13 protein-coding genes and 1 tRNA gene are annotated in these 16113 nt (G+C 36.0%); 6 read left to right on the top strand and 8 right to left on the bottom strand.

The features are described 5' to 3' along the window. Positions 1-37: 37 nt before the first annotated feature. Complete coding sequence (locus tag GV828_RS11745; RefSeq protein ID WP_166537693.1) at positions 38-715, bottom strand: hypothetical protein; 678 nt, start codon at positions 713-715, stop codon at positions 38-40. Between the two features lie 177 nt (positions 716-892). Between GV828_RS11745 and GV828_RS11740 the strand changes: the two genes are divergently transcribed. The 5 genes from GV828_RS11740 (at position 893) to GV828_RS11720 (ending at position 7803) form a co-directional block, all read left to right on the top strand. Beyond that, positions 893-1594, top strand: coding sequence for an ABC transporter ATP-binding protein (locus tag GV828_RS11740; protein ID WP_317163831.1), 702 nt, complete (start codon positions 893-895; stop codon positions 1592-1594). Between the two features lie 352 nt (positions 1595-1946). Continuing rightward, the gene (locus tag GV828_RS11735) at positions 1947-2519 is read left to right on the top strand and encodes a cob(I)yrinic acid a,c-diamide adenosyltransferase (protein WP_166537692.1); all 573 of its coding nucleotides are present in this window, start codon (positions 1947-1949) and stop codon (positions 2517-2519) included. Between the two features lie 198 nt (positions 2520-2717). Next, positions 2718-2939 (top strand): DUF2795 domain-containing protein, encoded by a 222-nt coding sequence (locus GV828_RS11730; protein WP_022828503.1) that lies wholly within the window; start codon positions 2718-2720, stop codon positions 2937-2939. A gap of 88 nt (positions 2940-3027) precedes the next feature. After that, positions 3028-6384, top strand: coding sequence for a preprotein translocase subunit SecA (gene secA, locus GV828_RS11725; protein ID WP_166537691.1), 3357 nt, complete (start codon positions 3028-3030; stop codon positions 6382-6384). Positions 6385-6519: 135 nt separating this feature from the next. Beyond that, the gene (locus tag GV828_RS11720; RefSeq protein WP_166537690.1) at positions 6520-7803 is read left to right on the top strand and encodes a cation:proton antiporter; all 1284 of its coding nucleotides are present in this window, start codon (positions 6520-6522) and stop codon (positions 7801-7803) included. Between the two features lie 7 nt (positions 7804-7810). Here GV828_RS11720 and GV828_RS11715 read toward each other — a convergent pair whose 3' ends face one another. From GV828_RS11715 to GV828_RS11685, 7 genes are all read right to left on the bottom strand, one after another. Beyond that, positions 7811-9220, bottom strand: a complete 1410-nt coding sequence (locus tag GV828_RS11715) for an FAD-binding oxidoreductase (protein ID WP_166537724.1) — start codon at positions 9218-9220, stop codon at positions 7811-7813. 55 nt (positions 9221-9275) lie between these two features. Further along, positions 9276-9671 carry a DoxX family protein gene (locus GV828_RS11710; RefSeq protein ID WP_166537689.1) on the bottom strand — a complete coding sequence of 132 codons (396 nt, stop codon included), beginning with the start codon at positions 9669-9671 and terminating at the stop codon, positions 9276-9278. An 88-nt stretch (positions 9672-9759) separates the two neighbouring features. Continuing rightward, entirely contained in the window at positions 9760-10974 is a 1215-nt protein-coding gene (locus GV828_RS11705; protein ID WP_166537688.1) for an MFS transporter, read from the bottom strand. A gap of 7 nt (positions 10975-10981) precedes the next feature. Next, positions 10982-12196 carry a multidrug effflux MFS transporter gene (locus tag GV828_RS11700; RefSeq protein ID WP_208103193.1) on the bottom strand — a complete coding sequence of 405 codons (1215 nt, stop codon included), beginning with the start codon at positions 12194-12196 and terminating at the stop codon, positions 10982-10984. Between the two features lie 158 nt (positions 12197-12354). After that, positions 12355-13722 (bottom strand): exonuclease domain-containing protein, encoded by a 1368-nt coding sequence (locus tag GV828_RS11695; RefSeq protein ID WP_166537687.1) that lies wholly within the window; start codon positions 13720-13722, stop codon positions 12355-12357. A gap of 113 nt (positions 13723-13835) precedes the next feature. Further along, positions 13836-14681: a metallophosphoesterase gene (locus GV828_RS11690; protein WP_166537686.1), complete on the bottom strand. Its 846-nt coding sequence runs from the start codon at positions 14679-14681 to the stop codon at positions 13836-13838. A gap of 167 nt (positions 14682-14848) precedes the next feature. Beyond that, positions 14849-14923, bottom strand: a tRNA-Pro gene (locus GV828_RS11685). 157 nt (positions 14924-15080) lie between these two features. Between GV828_RS11685 and trxB the strand changes: the two genes are divergently transcribed. Continuing rightward, positions 15081-16028, top strand: coding sequence for a thioredoxin-disulfide reductase (gene trxB / locus GV828_RS11680; RefSeq protein ID WP_166537685.1), 948 nt, complete (start codon positions 15081-15083; stop codon positions 16026-16028). The last annotated feature ends 85 nt before the right edge of the window (positions 16029-16113 follow it).

Here is a 16113-nt window from a genome sequence, read left to right as displayed (position 1 = left end):
ATAACAGCCATCTCCATTCAAACACAAAAATCAGTTTTTATTGTTTTGCATCTTGGTTTTCTTCAGCTTTGGCACCCATTCTTTCCCATTTAAATTTAGGAGCAAATTCAAGTTTTAAAGCTGCAATTTTTCTATTATCTTCACTAGATAATCCTTGCTTTTCAACTGTATTTTTGTGCGCGTCTAATGCTTCATACATGGCCTTAATTTCGTCAAAATCTTCTCTAGAATAACTATCCTTGTTTTTGTTGAAAGTATCTACAAAATTTTGGTACACTGACAAGATGTTGTCTTTATTAACCCAAGCAAAACTCATGTCTTGCCCGATTTTTCCAGCGCCAAAAAAAGAATCTCTTAAATTTTGAACGCGATCACCCATTGCAGCGTCACCTTCTGCCGGAGCAGGCATACTTGCTTGTGCCTTTGTTTTTAATTCTTCATATTGAGTACGAGAATCATCTAACCTTTTTTGGGCATTTTCTTGATCTTTCATATTAACAAGAGCGGCTTCCGCTTCTGCCATTCTAGTGTTATAATCCGCCTCAATAGCTTGCCAATTAGCCTGAGCTTCTTCGGCAGAAAAATTACTTACTGAATCAACATAATTCTCGAACATGTCGAAAGATTTTTCTGCACGTTGTTCCGTTTCGCTTTTACAAGAAGTCATTCCCAAAGCAATGATTGCAGCACCTGCAAATAATTGAATTTTTTTCATAATGGTTGGTTTTAATTAAAATTGTTACTTAAAATTAATTTAAAAAATATAATCATTAAAGTTTAACTTAATAATTTGGCAATATTTTAATATTCTTTAAACAAACATTAACTTTTTTAATAATTCGTCAACAATATTTATTTCAAAAATCCTTACATTTAGCACAAATTATTAAAGATGGCATTGATCGATATTAAAGACATAAAACGCGATTTTATTTTAGGCGATGAAACTATAAATGTTCTAAAGGGTATAGACCTTAATATTCAAAAAGGTGAATATGTTGCATTGATGGGACCTTCAGGTTCTGGAAAATCTACATTAATGAACCTATTAGGTTGTTTAGACACGCCAACATCCGGAACATATATTTTAAACGGCAAAGATGTAAGCCAAATGAGCGATAACGAACTGGCTGAAATCCGCAATAAAGAAATCGGCTTCGTGTTCCAAACCTTCAACCTTTTACCACGAACCACCGCACTAAACAATGTTGCTTTACCCATGATTTATGCCGGATATTCAAAATCCGAACGAACCAAACGAGCCGAAGAAGTATTGACACAAGTAGGTTTAGGCGACAGGATGGATCATGAACCCAATCAACTTTCTGGAGGACAACGCCAGCGTGTTGCCGTGGCAAGAGCATTGGTCAACCGTCCCTCGATAATCTTGGCCGACGAACCCACGGGAAACCTCGACAGTAAAACTTCTGTAGAAATCATGAATCTTTTTGACGAAATTCACGCTAACGGAAACACCGTAATTTTAGTTACCCACGAAGAAGACATCGCCGAACACGCTCACAGAATTATCCGACTTCGCGACGGCTTAATTGAAAGCGACGTTCAAAATCCGGCAAAAGTTTTAAGCAAATAATTTTTTTTGGGGAGCCAAACGACAGGAATTTTTTTAAACGTATTTCCCGCTTTCCGCTGTAGCTTTTTTTTAATTACTAGATTAAATCCGGACAATAAAATAAAAAAAAAAGGCTACTTGCTTCAATCGGGGCTAATTAAATTCTTCAAGCATCTTTTAGAGTTTAGCGTGAGAACTTCTGAGTTTGGAGTTCAACCCCAACCCAACTTGGAATTTACAATTTATTTATTGGAAATTTACAGTTCAACTTTGCGATTCTTTGCATAAATCTTTGCGTCCCGAAGCTACTGGATTGCGGTAAAATTCTCAAATTCACAAATCAAATATCATAAATCCTAAATCAAAAATCACCATGAAAGTATATACCAAAACCGGTGACAAAGGTACAACCGCATTATTTGGTGGAGATCGTGTCCCGAAACACCACATCAGAATCGAAAGTTACGGCACCGTTGATGAACTCAATTCTTACATCGGACTGATTCGTGACCAAGAAATCAATCATCATTACAAGCAAATTTTGATGAAAATCCAAGACAGGCTTTTCACACTTGGCGCCATTTTGGCAACACCACCCGAAAAAGAAATTTTAAAAAACGGAAAACCACGGTTAAACATTCCTAAAATTTCCGAACAAGACATCCAACTTCTTGAAAACGAAATTGATGACATGGAAAACGCTTTGCCGCAAATGACACATTTTATACTTCCGGGAGGTCACACAACCGTGTCATATTGTCACATAACACGTTGCGTTTGCCGTCGAGCAGAACGACTTTCTACCCATTTAAACGAAGAAGAACCCGTTGACGAGTATGTTTTAAAATACTTAAACCGACTTTCTGACTACCTTTTTGTGCTGGCACGAAAGTTGTCGTACGACCTAAAGGCTGACGAAGTGAAATGGATTCCTGAAAAAGAATAATTTTAAGAATGATATTTGCAACTTCAAAGCCAAAAATTTAGCGATTGAGCCGTAAAATTTTAGATAACAAATCAAAAATCAGGTATCTAAAATCCTCAATTCTAAAACACGTTCTTGGTTTTTTGAAAATAAAATAAAATTTACTTGACTTTCTCAGTAAAAAAATTATTTTTGCATAAAATATAAAATCGATATCAGATGTATTGGACATTAGAATTAGCATCTTATTTAAGTGATGCACCATGGCCAGCAACCAAAGATGAGTTGATCGACTACGCCATTAGAGCTGGTGCTCCATTGGAAGTTGTAGAAAACTTACAATCTATAGAAGATGAAGGTGAAATCTACGAATCTATGGAGGAAATTTGGCCTGATTATCCTACTGACGAAGATTATCTTTGGAACGAGGATGAGTATTAAAAAATAATAAAATCACATTAGAAAGTCTCGGTTGAGGCTTTTTTTTTGTGTAAATTTGCAACCCTTATATAATAGAAAACAACAAATTATGAGTTTCATTAACAGCATATTAAAAGTTTTTGTTGGTGACAAGTCGGAGAAGGATGTAAAATCCATCATGCCACTCATCAACAAGATCAAATCTTATGAAGAAGCTTTAGCAGCACTTTCACACGATGAACTTCGCGCTAAGACCATTTATTTTAAAGAAAAAATTAAAGAAGCAAGAGCCGATAAAGATGCCAAGATCGCCTCTTACAAAGAAGAAGCAGAAAAAACTGCCGACATCGACGCTCGCGAAGATATCTATGCTTCCATCGATACTTTGGAAAAAGAGGCTTACGAAATTTCTGAAAAAACTTTGATGGAAATTCTTCCGGAAGCTTTTGCAGTGGTGAAAGAAACTGCAAGACGTTTCAAAGACAATACTTCAATTAGCGTAAAAGCCACCCCTAAAGATTTAGAATTTTCGGCTACAAAACCATACATTCAAATTGAGGGTGACCAAGCTATTTGGGCAAATACATGGAACGCTGCGGGAAAACAGATTACTTGGGACATGATTCATTATGATGTTCAATTAATTGGAGGAACTGTTTTGCATCAAGGAAAAATTGCCGAAATGCAAACTGGTGAAGGAAAAACATTAGTTGCAACACTTCCGCTTTATCTAAATGCTTTAACTGGAGAAGGTGTCCACCTTGTAACCGTAAATGACTATTTGGCAAAACGTGATAGCACTTGGAAAGCGCCACTTTTTGAATTTCACGGATTAACAGTAGATTGTATCGATAATCACCAGCCCAATACTGCCGGAAGAAGAAAAGCTTATAACGCTGATATTACTTACGGAACCAACAACGAATTTGGTTTTGATTATTTGCGTGACAACATGGCTCACACACCAGAAGAATTGGTTCAACGACGTCATAATTATGCGATTGTCGATGAGGTTGATTCAGTATTGGTAGATGACGCTAGAACGCCTTTAATTATATCTGGCCCAGTTCCTCAAGGTGATCGCCATGAATTTAACGAATTGAAGCCAAAAGTCGATCATTTGGTAAACACCCAAAGAAATTTAGCAAATTCATTTTTGGCCGAAGCTAAAAAACAATACAAAGACGGAAACCATAAAGAAGCCGGATTTTTATTATTAAGAGCTTACCGAAGTTTACCTAAAAACAAAGCATTGATTAAGTTTTTGAGTGAAGAAGGGGTTCGTCAATTGCTTCAAAAAACCGAAAATCATTACATGCAAGACAACAATCGCGAAATGCACAAGATTGATGAAGCTTTGTATTTTGTAATTGAAGAAAAAAACAATCAGGTAGAACTGACGGACAATGGAATCAAATTCCTCTCTGGTGATACCGATAATGATTTTTTCGTACTTCCAGACATTGGAACTGAAATTGCCCGAATCGAAAAAATGGGTCTTGAAAAAGATGCGGAAGCAGAAGAAAAAGAAAAACTTTTCCAAGATTTCAGCGTAAAAAGCGAAAGAATTCACACGCTTACGCAATTGTTGAAAGCCTACACGCTTTTCGAAAAAGATACAGAATACGTAATCATCGACAATAAAATTTTGATTGTGGACGAGCAAACGGGTCGTATCATGGACGGTCGTCGTTATTCTGACGGTTTGCATCAAGCGATTGAAGCAAAGGAAAACGTAAAAATTGAAGCCGCAACACAAACTTTTGCTACTGTAACGCTTCAAAATTATTTCAGAATGTACCGCAAACTTGCCGGAATGACAGGTACAGCGGTAACGGAAGCTGGAGAACTTTGGGAAATTTACAAACTGGACGTTGTGGAAATTCCAACTAACAAACCCATTGCCAGAAAAGACAAAGAAGATTTAATTTATAGAAGTACACGCGAAAAATTCAACGCAGTAATTGAAGACGTAACGCAACTTTCCAATGAAGGTCGTCCGGTGTTGATTGGTACAACTTCTGTTGAAATTTCTGAACTTTTGTCGAGAATGTTAAAAATGCGAAACATTCCGCACAACGTTTTGAACGCAAAAATGCATAAGCAAGAAGCACAAATTGTGGAAGAAGCCGGAAAACCTGGCGTGGTAACCATTGCTACAAACATGGCGGGTCGTGGAACAGATATCAAACTATCTCCAGAAGTAAAAGCTGCCGGAGGTTTGGCAATTATTGGTACAGAACGTCACGATTCTCGTCGTGTGGATCGTCAGTTGCGTGGTCGTGCAGGTCGTCAAGGTGATGTGGGAAGTTCACAGTTTTATGTTTCTTTAGAAGATAATTTAATGCGTCTTTTCGGTTCTGAAAGAGTGGCGAAAGTGATGGACAGATTAGGTTTGAAAGAAGGTGAAGTGATTCAACATTCTATGATGACAAAATCCATCGAACGCGCTCAGAAAAAAGTGGAAGAAAATAACTTTGGCGTTCGTAAGCGTTTGTTAGAATATGATGATGTAATGAATGCGCAACGTGAGGTGGTGTACAAACGTCGTCGTCACGCTTTGCACGGCGAAAGACTGAAAGTGGACATTGCCAACATGATTTATGACACTTGCGAAGTAATTACTGAATCAAACAAAGCTACTGGAGATTTTAAAAATTTTGAGTTTGAATTAATTAGATATTTCTCCGTTACTTCCCCTGTAACTGAGGCAGATTTTGGAAAAATAAACGTACTTGAGTTAACCCGAAAAGTGTACAAGGCAGCTTTTGATTTTTACAATGAAAAAACTGCAAGAAGCGCTAGAGAAGCATTCCCAATCATTAAAAATGTTTTTGAAAACGAAAATAACCAGTTTGAGCGAATTGTAGTGCCATTTACGGACGGAATCAAAACACTTAACGTAGTTACTGATTTGAAAAAAGCTTACGACACTGAAGGTTCACAACTGATTGGTGATTTCGAAAAAAATATTGTTTTAGCAATTGTTGACGAAGCCTGGAAAAAACATCTTCGTAAAATGGATGAATTAAAACAGTCAGTTCAGTTGGCGGTTCACGAGCAAAAAGACCCATTGTTGATTTATAAATTTGAAGCGTTTAATCTCTTCAAAAATATGATTGACAGCGTGAATAAAGAAGTCGTTTCGTTTTTGTTTAAAGGTGATTTGCCACAGCAACAACAAGCTCCGGAAATTCAAGAAGCAAGAGAAATTCCTCGTCCAAAGGAAAACTACCAAACTTCTAAAGACGAAATTCCAAATACGGATCAAGCAGTAGCTAAAAACAGAGAAGCCTCTCAAACCCAACCGTCTCATGTTACAGAAACCATTGTTCGAGATATGCCAAAAATAAATCGCAATGATAACGTTACGGTAAGACACATTATGACTGGGAAAACAGAAACTATGAAATTTAAAAAAGCCGAAAGTTTAATTGCTTCAGGTGAATGGGTTTTAGCCAACTAATAATTTTCAGTCCTACATAGAATCAATCCTCAACAGCAATGTTGGGGATTTTTTTTTGCAACATCCCATCAAACTTCTTGGAAAAAAAGTCGTTTTTTGTTATTTTTGGAAAAACGCCAAAATTCTCGATTTTTTATGGAGTTGTACTACTCATTTTCTGTTCTTATTGTTCTCGCCTCATTTTTTGCCTACCTCAATAATCGCTTTTTAAAACTTCCCGCAACTATCGGGATTATGATTATTGCGATGATCTCCTCAATACTATTAGTAATTTCTGGTAATATTTTTCCAAAAGCCTTTCAAAATTTTAGCAAACTCATTGCCAACTTCGATTTTACCGAAGTGCTTATGGGTGCCATGCTTAACTTTCTGCTTTTTGCAGGAGCCGTTCACGTAAATCTTCGGGATTTAAGGGAACAACGTGGTCCAATCATGGTTTTTTCTACGATAAGTGTGCTGATTTCCACATTAGTCATCGGATTTTTATTAGATTACATCACCACTTTTTTAGCGATTGACATTCCTTTTATTTATTGTTTACTTTTTGGAGCATTGATTTCTCCAACTGATCCTATTGCAGTTTTAAGTATTTTAAAAGATGCCAAAGTACCCAAATCTTTAGAAACAAAAATTGCCGGAGAATCATTATTTAATGACGGCGTAGCAGTAGTAGTTTTTGCCGTAATTCTTCAGTTAGCGCAAGATCCAGCAAGCGATTTTTCCCTGCCTCACGTATCCTGGTTATTAATCAAAGAAGCTTTTGGAGGATTTATCTTAGGAATTTTATTAGGGATTACAGCAGGTCGCGCCATGAAAAAGATTGACGATTACAAAACCTCAGTGCTCATCACGCTTTCGGTGGTAATGGGTGGTTATCTCATTGCTCACGCCATGCATATTTCTGGACCTTTGACAATGGTTTCCGCCGGATTAATAATTGGTAATTTTGGAAGAAAAAAAACACTCATGTCACCTGTTACTAAAGATTATCTCGACAAATTTTGGGAGTTAATCGACGAAATTTTAAATGCAATTCTTTTCCTTTTCATTGGCTTCGAATTATTGCTCATTCCCGATATTTGGAGTTACTGGAAAATTGGAATAATATGTGTTGCAGTAGTATTGTTTGCACGTTTTGTCTCAATTTATATTCCCACGAAAATTATTCCGTTTAAGAAAAAATTTGAGGCCTCTACTGTGAAAATTTTGGTTTGGGGTGGTTTACGAGGTGGTGTTTCAATCGCATTGGCATTGTCTATTGCCGAAAGTCCAAACAAGCAAATTATTTTAGCAATAACTTATTTTGTAGTGGTTTTTTCAATAATTGTGCAAGGATTGACCATTGGAAAATTAGCCAACAGATTACTTCCAAAATCAAAAAAAGCGATTTTAGAAGAATCTTTAAGGTCCGGAAAATAATCTTTAGTTAAAAATTATCAGGTAAAACTTTTCCGGGATTCATAATATTTTTAGGATCGAACAGCTCTTTGATTCCTTTCAATAATTGTAATTGAACCTTGTTAAAAGCAATGTCCATGAAATTTTTTTGCACAAAACCAATGCCGTGTTCCCCAGAAAGTGTTCCTTTTAAAGCAACCGTCAGTTCAAAAATTTCGCGGATACCTTTGGGAATTTCAGTTTGCCAATCGTCATTGCTCATCTTACCTTTAATAATATTTACATGAAGATTTCCATCGCCAGCATGACCATAGCACACGGATTTAAACCCATATTTTTTTCCAATTTTTTTAATCCCTTCTAGCAAAGTTGGCAACGCATATCTTGGGACAACTGTATCTTCTTCTTTATAAATTGAATTGGCTTTTACGGCTTCACCAACTGCACGACGCAATTTCCAAAGCGCATTTTTTTGATCGTCGGTATCGGCAAAAAGTATTTCATCAATATTAAAATCTTCTAAAACTGTGGCTATTTTTTCCGCTTCCGCAAAAAGTATATCTGAGAAATTTCCATCCACTTCAATTAATAAATGTGCCTGAACTTCATCTTTAATTTGAAGATTTACACCCTCAACATATTGCAATGTCCAATCAATTGCATCACGTTCCATAAACTCTAAAGCACTTGGAATGATACCTGCTCTAAAAATTCTTGAAACCGCCTCGCAAGCTTCTTTGGCATTAAAAAAAGGAACCAGCATCAATACTTCGTGATAGTGTTTGGGTAGTAATTTTAAAACAATTTTAGTTACTATTCCTAAAGTACCTTCGCTTCCCACCATTAACGCAGTAAGGTTGTATCCCGTTGAATTTTTAAGTGTGTTTGCTCCAGTCCAAATAATTTCTCCATTAGGCAAAACCACTTCAAGATTGAGAACGTAATCTTTTGTAACGCCATACTTTACAGCTCTCGCACCACCGGAATTTTCAGCAACATTTCCACCGATAAAACAGCTACCACGACTGCTGGGATCTACCGGATAAAAAAGATTTTTTTCGAGTAAAGTGTCCTGAAGCGTTTGGGTGATAACTCCTGGCTCGACAATAACTTGAAGATTTTTTTCGTCAATTTCCAAAATAGAATTAAGGCGTTCCATGGCAATCGCAATTCCGCCAAAAATACTTAAAGCGCCACCACTCAAACCTGTTCTTCCGCCGATGGGAATCACGGGAATATTATTTTGAAAAGCAATTTTTACAATTTCCGAGATTTGAAAAGAATCGGCTGGTTTTAAAACAATTTGGGGCGGAAAAAGTAAATCTTCCGTTTCATCGTGACCGTAATGGCTTGTTGTTTCGGTATCCTCAAAAAAATGGGAAGCGCCAACAACTGCCTTGAGCTGTAATTTTATTTCGGGAGAAATTTCGTTATTCATCGGATAAAAACTAATGGGAACAAGTGTCAAAATTAGTCTTTTTACCGAAGAAATTTTAATAATGTGTGGGTTTTGTTTTTTTGTAAATCAAATGATCAATAGAATATTTTCCTGGTCCAGCGATTAAAATAAAGACAAAAATCGTTAGGTAAAGCGCGCCAATTTCTTGCATTTGAAAACCATCATTTGCATGAACGATAAAAACTGCGATAAACATGGTAATAATTAACGGTATAGTAGCCAAGCGTGTTACAAAACCGATAAGAATTAAAGCGGCACAGATAAATTCCGAAAAAATTGCCAGATAAAGCGTTGTAGCGCCACCAATCCCTATTACATCTGGAAATTCGGCAGCACCGCCAGATTCTAACATTTGTAATTTTTGCCAGCCGTGAACCATCATACACGATGCAGTTGAAACCCTTAAAATGAACAGACCTAAATTGGTCATGCTCTTAATTTGCGCGAAGTATTAAATAAACGTTTCATGGGTAAATTTTTACTAAAATTAACAAAAAAACCTTTATGAAATATTTGGGCTAAGAATTTTTCTTTTTAAGATTAGGAAGAAATAACGCAATAATTCCAATTAAAGGTAAAAATGCACAAATTTTATAAACACTTTCAATACCGATATGATCTGCTATATAGCCTAAAAGTGCAGAACCTAAACCTCCCATTCCAAAGGCAAAGCCATAGAAAAGTCCGGAAACCATTCCTAATTTTTTAGGCAATAATTCTTGTGCATAAACCAAAATTGCTGGAAATGCTGATGAAATGATTAACCCAATTATTACGGATAAAACACCTGTATAAAAAAGTGACGCATATGGCAACATTAAAGCAAAAGGTGCGGCTCCTAAAACCGAAAACCAAATCACGTATTTTCGTCCAAATTTATCTCCCATTGGTCCACCAGCAAGCGTTCCCAAAGCACATGATGCCAAAAATAAAAAGAGATGAAATTGTGCCTCTTGAACCGTCAATTGAAATTTTTCCATCAAATAAAATGTGAAATAACTCGAGATTCCGGCCATGTAAAAATATTTTGAAAAAATCAAAACTAGTAAAATGACAACCGACCAAAAAATTCGCTTTTTAGACAAATCAGGCAAAATGATGACTGGCGTTTTTTTGGCTCTCAATATTAAATGCCCCGCATACCAATTGGCAATGTGGCGTAAAACAAATAAAGCTAATGTGGCGACTAAAACAAAAAATAAAATGTAACGTTGTCCATTTGGCACTACCAAAAGCGCTACTAACAAAGGTCCGATTGCGGTTCCGGCATTTCCGCCTAACTGAAAAACAGATTGCGCTAAACCTCGTTTTCCGCCGGATGCCAAAAATGAAATACGAGAGGCTTCGGGGTGAAAGATAGACGAGCCAATTCCTACTAAAATTACGGAAAGTACAATCACGTAAAAATTAGCGGCAAATGAAAGCAAGACAATTCCTGTTAAAGTGAACAACATTCCGAAAATCTGCGAATAGGGCTGTGGTTTTTTATCGGTGTAAAATCCTACAAAAGGTTGCAAAATCGAAGCTGCCATTTGGTAAGCAAAAGTGATCAGACCAATTTGCGTAAAGCTCAAATCATATTTTTCTTTTAAAATTGGATAAGCTGACGGAATTACCGACTGCAGCATATCATTTAATAAATGAGCAAATGCGATGGCAAATAAAATGCGGTAAACCGTTTTTTGAGCATTATCGGTACCAACCGAAGCTTCGACAGAGGGATTGATTTTCATCGTGGTTTTATGCCGGATTGGTTTCTAACTTCCACTTTTTGATTTTTGAATTTAAAATCATAATGATTAAAAAACAAATGCTTCCGCAAAAAAACATACCGAAGACCATTGGAAAAATGGTTCCATTATGTAAAACGCTTACCAATCCAGAAATACTGGCTCCTGTTAACATTTGGATAAAACCAATTAATGCAGAAGCACTTCCAGCATTGTAAGTAAATGGAGCTAAAGCCAATGCAGTACAATTTGGCACTAATAATCCTAAAGAAAATAAATAGAAAAATAAGATTATAATCAGTAAAAACGGACTTAAAACGTTAGCTAAAAATAATCCAAAAATTAAAAACGATAAGGCCATTAAAAGTACACTGGAACCAGTAATTACTTGAAGGGGTGAAAATTTATTTAAAAAAATTCGGTTTAATTGACTTCCCAAAATAAACCCTAATGCATTTCCTCCAAAAACCCAACTGTATTCTTGCTCGGAAAATTTAAAAAAATCCATAAAAACAAAAGGCGAACCGCTAATGTAGGCAAACATTCCAGCCATGGCAATGCTACTTCCAAAGGCATAATAAAGGAACGTTTTTTCTTGTAAAACATCAGCATAATCCCGTATGACGTCTTTTGCTTTTAATGATTTAGCACGATTTGGATTTTTGCTTTCAGGTAAAAATAAGGCAACGCAAATAATTAGGATAAAACTGAAAGCCGTTAGGAAATAAAATATACTTCGCCAAGTAGAATGTGCCAAAACCCAACCACCAATTGTAGGTGCCAAAATTGGGGCAACCCCAACGATTAACATTAAAATAGAAAATATTTTGGGAATTTCGCTCACCGGAAATAAATCACGTACCACAGCTCTACTGACAACCATTCCTACACAACCGCCAAGTGCTAAAATGACTCGCATGGCAATCAAAAAATCAATTGAAGGTGATAAAGCACAACCAATTGAAGCGATTAGAAATAATGAAAGTCCAAAAATTAACGGTTTTTTTCGTCCAAATTTATCCGTAATAGGGCCATAAAATAATTGTCCTATACTAATTCCTATAAAATAACTGGTAAGCGAAAGTGCAACGTGGGAAATATCGGTTTGGAGTGATTTAGCAATTGAAGGAAAAGCCGGTAAATACATATCGATAGAAAATGGTGCCAATGCCGAAAGACCACCGAGTATAAACAAGATAGAATATTTTTGTTTTGAAGTCATCATAAATATAAAAACGAAGCTGCAAAATTAAGGCTTGAAAATTAGTTATTAGATTCTTAAGTCTTAAATAAATGTGAATAGTTATTAAATGATAATATGATGTGGACAACTGGATTTGATATTTCTTCTTGAACTTTTACCTATAACTACCACAAAAGATTTTATACAAAGAACACATTTTTAGGATTTTTCTTTACAAAAGAATGGATTAATTGCATGAGATAATGATTGCTTTTCTGTATTGTCACATAATCCTTAATTTGGGAAATATCTTGTAAACCAATGTCGTTTGGTATATAACCCATACCATAAAAATGGCCTTTTTCTACCCAAATACAACTTCGTTCGTCTTGGGTTCTACCTTTGTCAAAAACCGCAAAACTAACTTTATTTTCTTCTAGCGAAGCAACAGCAGCTGTAACATTTTTATTGTGTTCTTTAATATCTGGTAAATTTTCGGAATCAAATTTTTTGAATAAAGAATCATTGGCAATTCCAAATTGGCAAAACCTGTAATCAAGATTAAAATCCTGCATTAGTTTGGACAATTGGTTAACAGACTCTTGTAACGAATAAAAATTTTGCAATACGTTTGATTGATTTTTAGCCAATTTTCCAGCCGCAAGATATTGGTAACCATTTCTGGCTTCGTATTGAAACAAGCCAAAGTTAGCTTCGTATTTTTTTAAAGCACGATTGTATATGGGCCACAGTTTTCTAATTTCGCAACATTCCATCACTAAAGCCATTAATTCCGAACCACAAATTTCAAAGGAAATTCCGTGAATATCACGTAAGAAATTTTGTCTTTGCGATGTAATTTTGTGTCCTCCGAAATGTTGGGCTACGCGTTTTTTTAAATTATTGGCTTTGCCCACATAAATCACTTTTTTTTCTTTGCTATAAAAGTAATAAATACCCGGTTTTTCGGGTAAATTTTCAAAATCTTCGGGTGGTAAATTTGGCGGTAATCGTTGATCTTGCGAAGTTTTTTTTATCATTTTTTCAATTATACCATCTTCATCACTATCTAACAATTGGCGCAATAAAATAGCCGTTGCATTAGCATCTCCCCCAGCCCGATGACGATTTTCCAAATTAATAGAAAGCGATTTACAGAGATTTCCCAAACTATAAGATGGAAATCCCGGTTTTATTTTTCGAGCCGCTCGAACCGTACATAATTTGTATTTTGCGGTCCAATTGAATCCGGAGTTTTTTAATTCGTGTTTTACAAAGGTATGATCGAAATTAACGTTATGAGCCACGAAAACCCTATTTTCTAGCAGAGAAAAAACTTTTTGAGCTACATCGTCAAAAATTGGCGCATCACGAACCATTTCGTTATTGATTCCGGTTAAGGCAAAAATGGGAAGTGGAATTTCTTTCTGCGGATTTATTAAAGTTTCAAATCGATCTAAAACCGTGATTCCGTCGTGAATGATGATAGCAATTTCGGTAATACGGCTTCCGCTTGCGTTTCCACCAGTCGTTTCAATATCTACTATGGCATATTCTGTCCGTTTCATTTAAGTCCTTTCTTTTTGTAGAAAAAGTGCTGATTGCCACAAAGATAATACCAGAACCGAATCCCTAAAAATGAAAAATGTTAATTAACCGAGAATATTTATTGCAAAAAATATTAAACCGCTTTTTCGAGTGTAAAAAGCGTAATTTCCGGGCGAACATTAAACCTTATTTGAAACGAATGTCCCAACGCACGATTGATGTAAAGCGTTCTGCCGTCTTGCAAATTGATTTCGCCTTGAGCATATTTTTTATTTTTCACGGGTAAAATTGGTGCTGGCAAAAACGGTGGTTTGCATTGCCCGCCATGTGTGTGTCCGGCGAGAATCCAGCCTTGATAATCATTCCAAACATATAAATCACAAACATCGGGATTGTGGCAAAGCACTATATTAGCCTTGTCATGATTTAAATTTTTCATCACGCTTTCAGGATTAAAATTCAAGCCCCAAAAATCATCGAACCCTATAATATTGAGACCATCAAATTCAACTTCATCATTTCTGAGCATCTGAATGCCGGCATCGTTTAATTGTGCGGTAATTTTATCAGCAACCTCTGGTTCTGCCCAATTTTTTCCATAATCATGATTTCCGAGAATGCCAACAGTTGCAATTGTACCTTTTACGGTATGTTTCAGAACTTCGTCCAATTGTGAAAATTGTTCTTCATCTTTGTAACTCACATAATCCCCAGTGTAAACTACAAAATCAGGATTTAATTTTTGTGCTTCTTGAAAAGATTCGATGATAAAATTATAATCAAATCTGTTACCAACGTGAATGTCACTGATTTGCATCAAAGTTTTGCCAACTAAATGATTTGGTAAGTTTGCAATAGACATTTTTTTGTTTACAAATTCTAACCAAAAAGGTTCAATTTGCCAAGTGTAAAGTCCGGTAAAAACGCCTAAACCGAGGGTTCCCCAAAAAGTTCGTTTTATAAATTTTCGTCTGTTCATATACAGCGTTATGGCTTTTAAAAGCAATTTTAAAGGTAACGATTGTTTTGAATCTCTAGTATTAAAAAGTATTTCTTAAGAGAAAATTTTGCGAAAGCAGCAATACAATTTATTTGCAAAACATAAAAAAAACCCGCAGACAAAATCTACAGGTTTATTAACTAAAGTCGGGGTGGCAGGATTCGAACCTGCGACCTCCTGGTCCCAAACCAGGCGCGATGACCGGGCTACGCTACACCCCGAATTTGTGAGTGCAAATATACTCCTATTTTTATTATTTGCAAATATTTTTTTGGAAATAACGGTTGCTTATTTTTTTATAGTTAAAACTAATTTGTTGGGCTTTACTTTCAAATTAGAAAACCTTATTTTTGCTTACTTTTTAAAACAAAATTTAATATGTCTGATACGATAGAAAAAATAAAATGCTTAATCATTGGTTCTGGTCCCGCAGGATATTCTGCTGCAATTTATGCCGCTAGAGCCGATATGAAACCTATTATGTACACCGGAATGGAACCTGGAGGACAATTAACTACTACTACAGAAGTTGATAATTTCCCAGGTTATCCTGAAGGAATCGATGGTCCAACGATGATGCTTCAATTACAACAACAAGCCGAACGATTTGGTACCGAAGTGAGAATTGGCATGGCAACTGCCGTAGAATTTTCTAAAGAAAAAGGCGGTCTTCACAAAGTGATTATCGATGGAAATAAAGAAATTCATGCGCAAACGGTAATTGTTTCTACAGGAGCAACTGCCAAATATTTAGGATTGCCAAGCGAACAAAAATTGCGTGGCGGTGGTGTTTCGGCATGTGCAGTTTGTGACGGATTTTTTTACAAAGGGCAAGATGTAGCAATTGTTGGTGCGGGAGATACCGCTGCTGAAGAAGCGACATATTTGGCAAATATTTGTAAAAGCGTAACAATGCTTGTAAGAAAAGATGTGATGAGAGCTTCGAAAGCGATGCAACATAGAGTAGAAAATACACCTAATTTAAAAGTTTTATTCAACACCGAAGTAGATGAAGTTTTGGGAGACCAAGTGGTGGAAGGTTTACGAATGGTGAATAATGTAACAGGCGAAAAAGAAGAAATTGCTATCACTGGCCTTTTTATCGCTATTGGTCACAAACCCAATACTGATATTTTCAAAGGTCAATTGGATATGGATGAAACCGGTTATTTAATTACTGCGGGAAAAACGACAAAAACAAATTTGCCGGGTGTTTTTGCGGCTGGAGATGTTCAGGATAAAGAATACCGTCAAGCAATTACTGCTGCTGGAACAGGATGTATGGCAGCACTTGACGCAGAGCGTTATTTAGCAACTTTAGAATAATTTTTAAAAAAAATTAAGTAAATACAGCAGCACTTGACGCAGAGCGTTATTTAGCAACTTTAGAATAATTTTTAAAAAAAATTAA

Source organism: Flavobacterium ichthyis, assembly GCF_009915155.1.
Lineage (GTDB): Bacteria > Bacteroidota > Bacteroidia > Flavobacteriales > Flavobacteriaceae > Flavobacterium > Flavobacterium ichthyis.
The sequence above is the reverse complement of the archived record's forward strand: the minus strand, read 5'-3'. Positions and strand labels throughout refer to the sequence as shown.

Bases quoted from the DNA above. Each gene is read 5' to 3' on its own strand.
- GV828_RS11745 (WP_166537693.1), bottom strand. From the start codon at position 715: ATGAAAAAAATTCAATTATTTGCAGGTGCTGCAATCATTGCTTTGGGA.
- GV828_RS11740 (WP_317163831.1), top strand. From the start codon at position 893: ATGGCATTGATCGATATTAAAGACATAAAACGCGATTTTATTTTAGGC.
- GV828_RS11735 (WP_166537692.1), top strand. From the start codon at position 1,947: ATGAAAGTATATACCAAAACCGGTGACAAAGGTACAACCGCATTATTT.
- GV828_RS11730 (WP_022828503.1), top strand. From the start codon at position 2,718: ATGTATTGGACATTAGAATTAGCATCTTATTTAAGTGATGCACCATGG.
- secA (WP_166537691.1), top strand. From the start codon at position 3,028: ATGAGTTTCATTAACAGCATATTAAAAGTTTTTGTTGGTGACAAGTCG.
- GV828_RS11720 (WP_166537690.1), top strand. From the start codon at position 6,520: ATGGAGTTGTACTACTCATTTTCTGTTCTTATTGTTCTCGCCTCATTT.
- GV828_RS11715 (WP_166537724.1), bottom strand. From the start codon at position 9,220: ATGAATAACGAAATTTCTCCCGAAATAAAATTACAGCTCAAGGCAGTT.
- GV828_RS11710 (WP_166537689.1), bottom strand. From the start codon at position 9,671: ATGACCAATTTAGGTCTGTTCATTTTAAGGGTTTCAACTGCATCGTGT.
- GV828_RS11705 (WP_166537688.1), bottom strand. From the start codon at position 10,974: ATGAAAATCAATCCCTCTGTCGAAGCTTCGGTTGGTACCGATAATGCT.
- GV828_RS11700 (WP_208103193.1), bottom strand. From the start codon at position 12,196: ATGATGACTTCAAAACAAAAATATTCTATCTTGTTTATACTCGGTGGT.
- GV828_RS11695 (WP_166537687.1), bottom strand. From the start codon at position 13,722: ATGAAACGGACAGAATATGCCATAGTAGATATTGAAACGACTGGTGGA.
- GV828_RS11690 (WP_166537686.1), bottom strand. From the start codon at position 14,681: ATGAACAGACGAAAATTTATAAAACGAACTTTTTGGGGAACCCTCGGT.
- trxB (WP_166537685.1), top strand. From the start codon at position 15,081: ATGTCTGATACGATAGAAAAAATAAAATGCTTAATCATTGGTTCTGGT.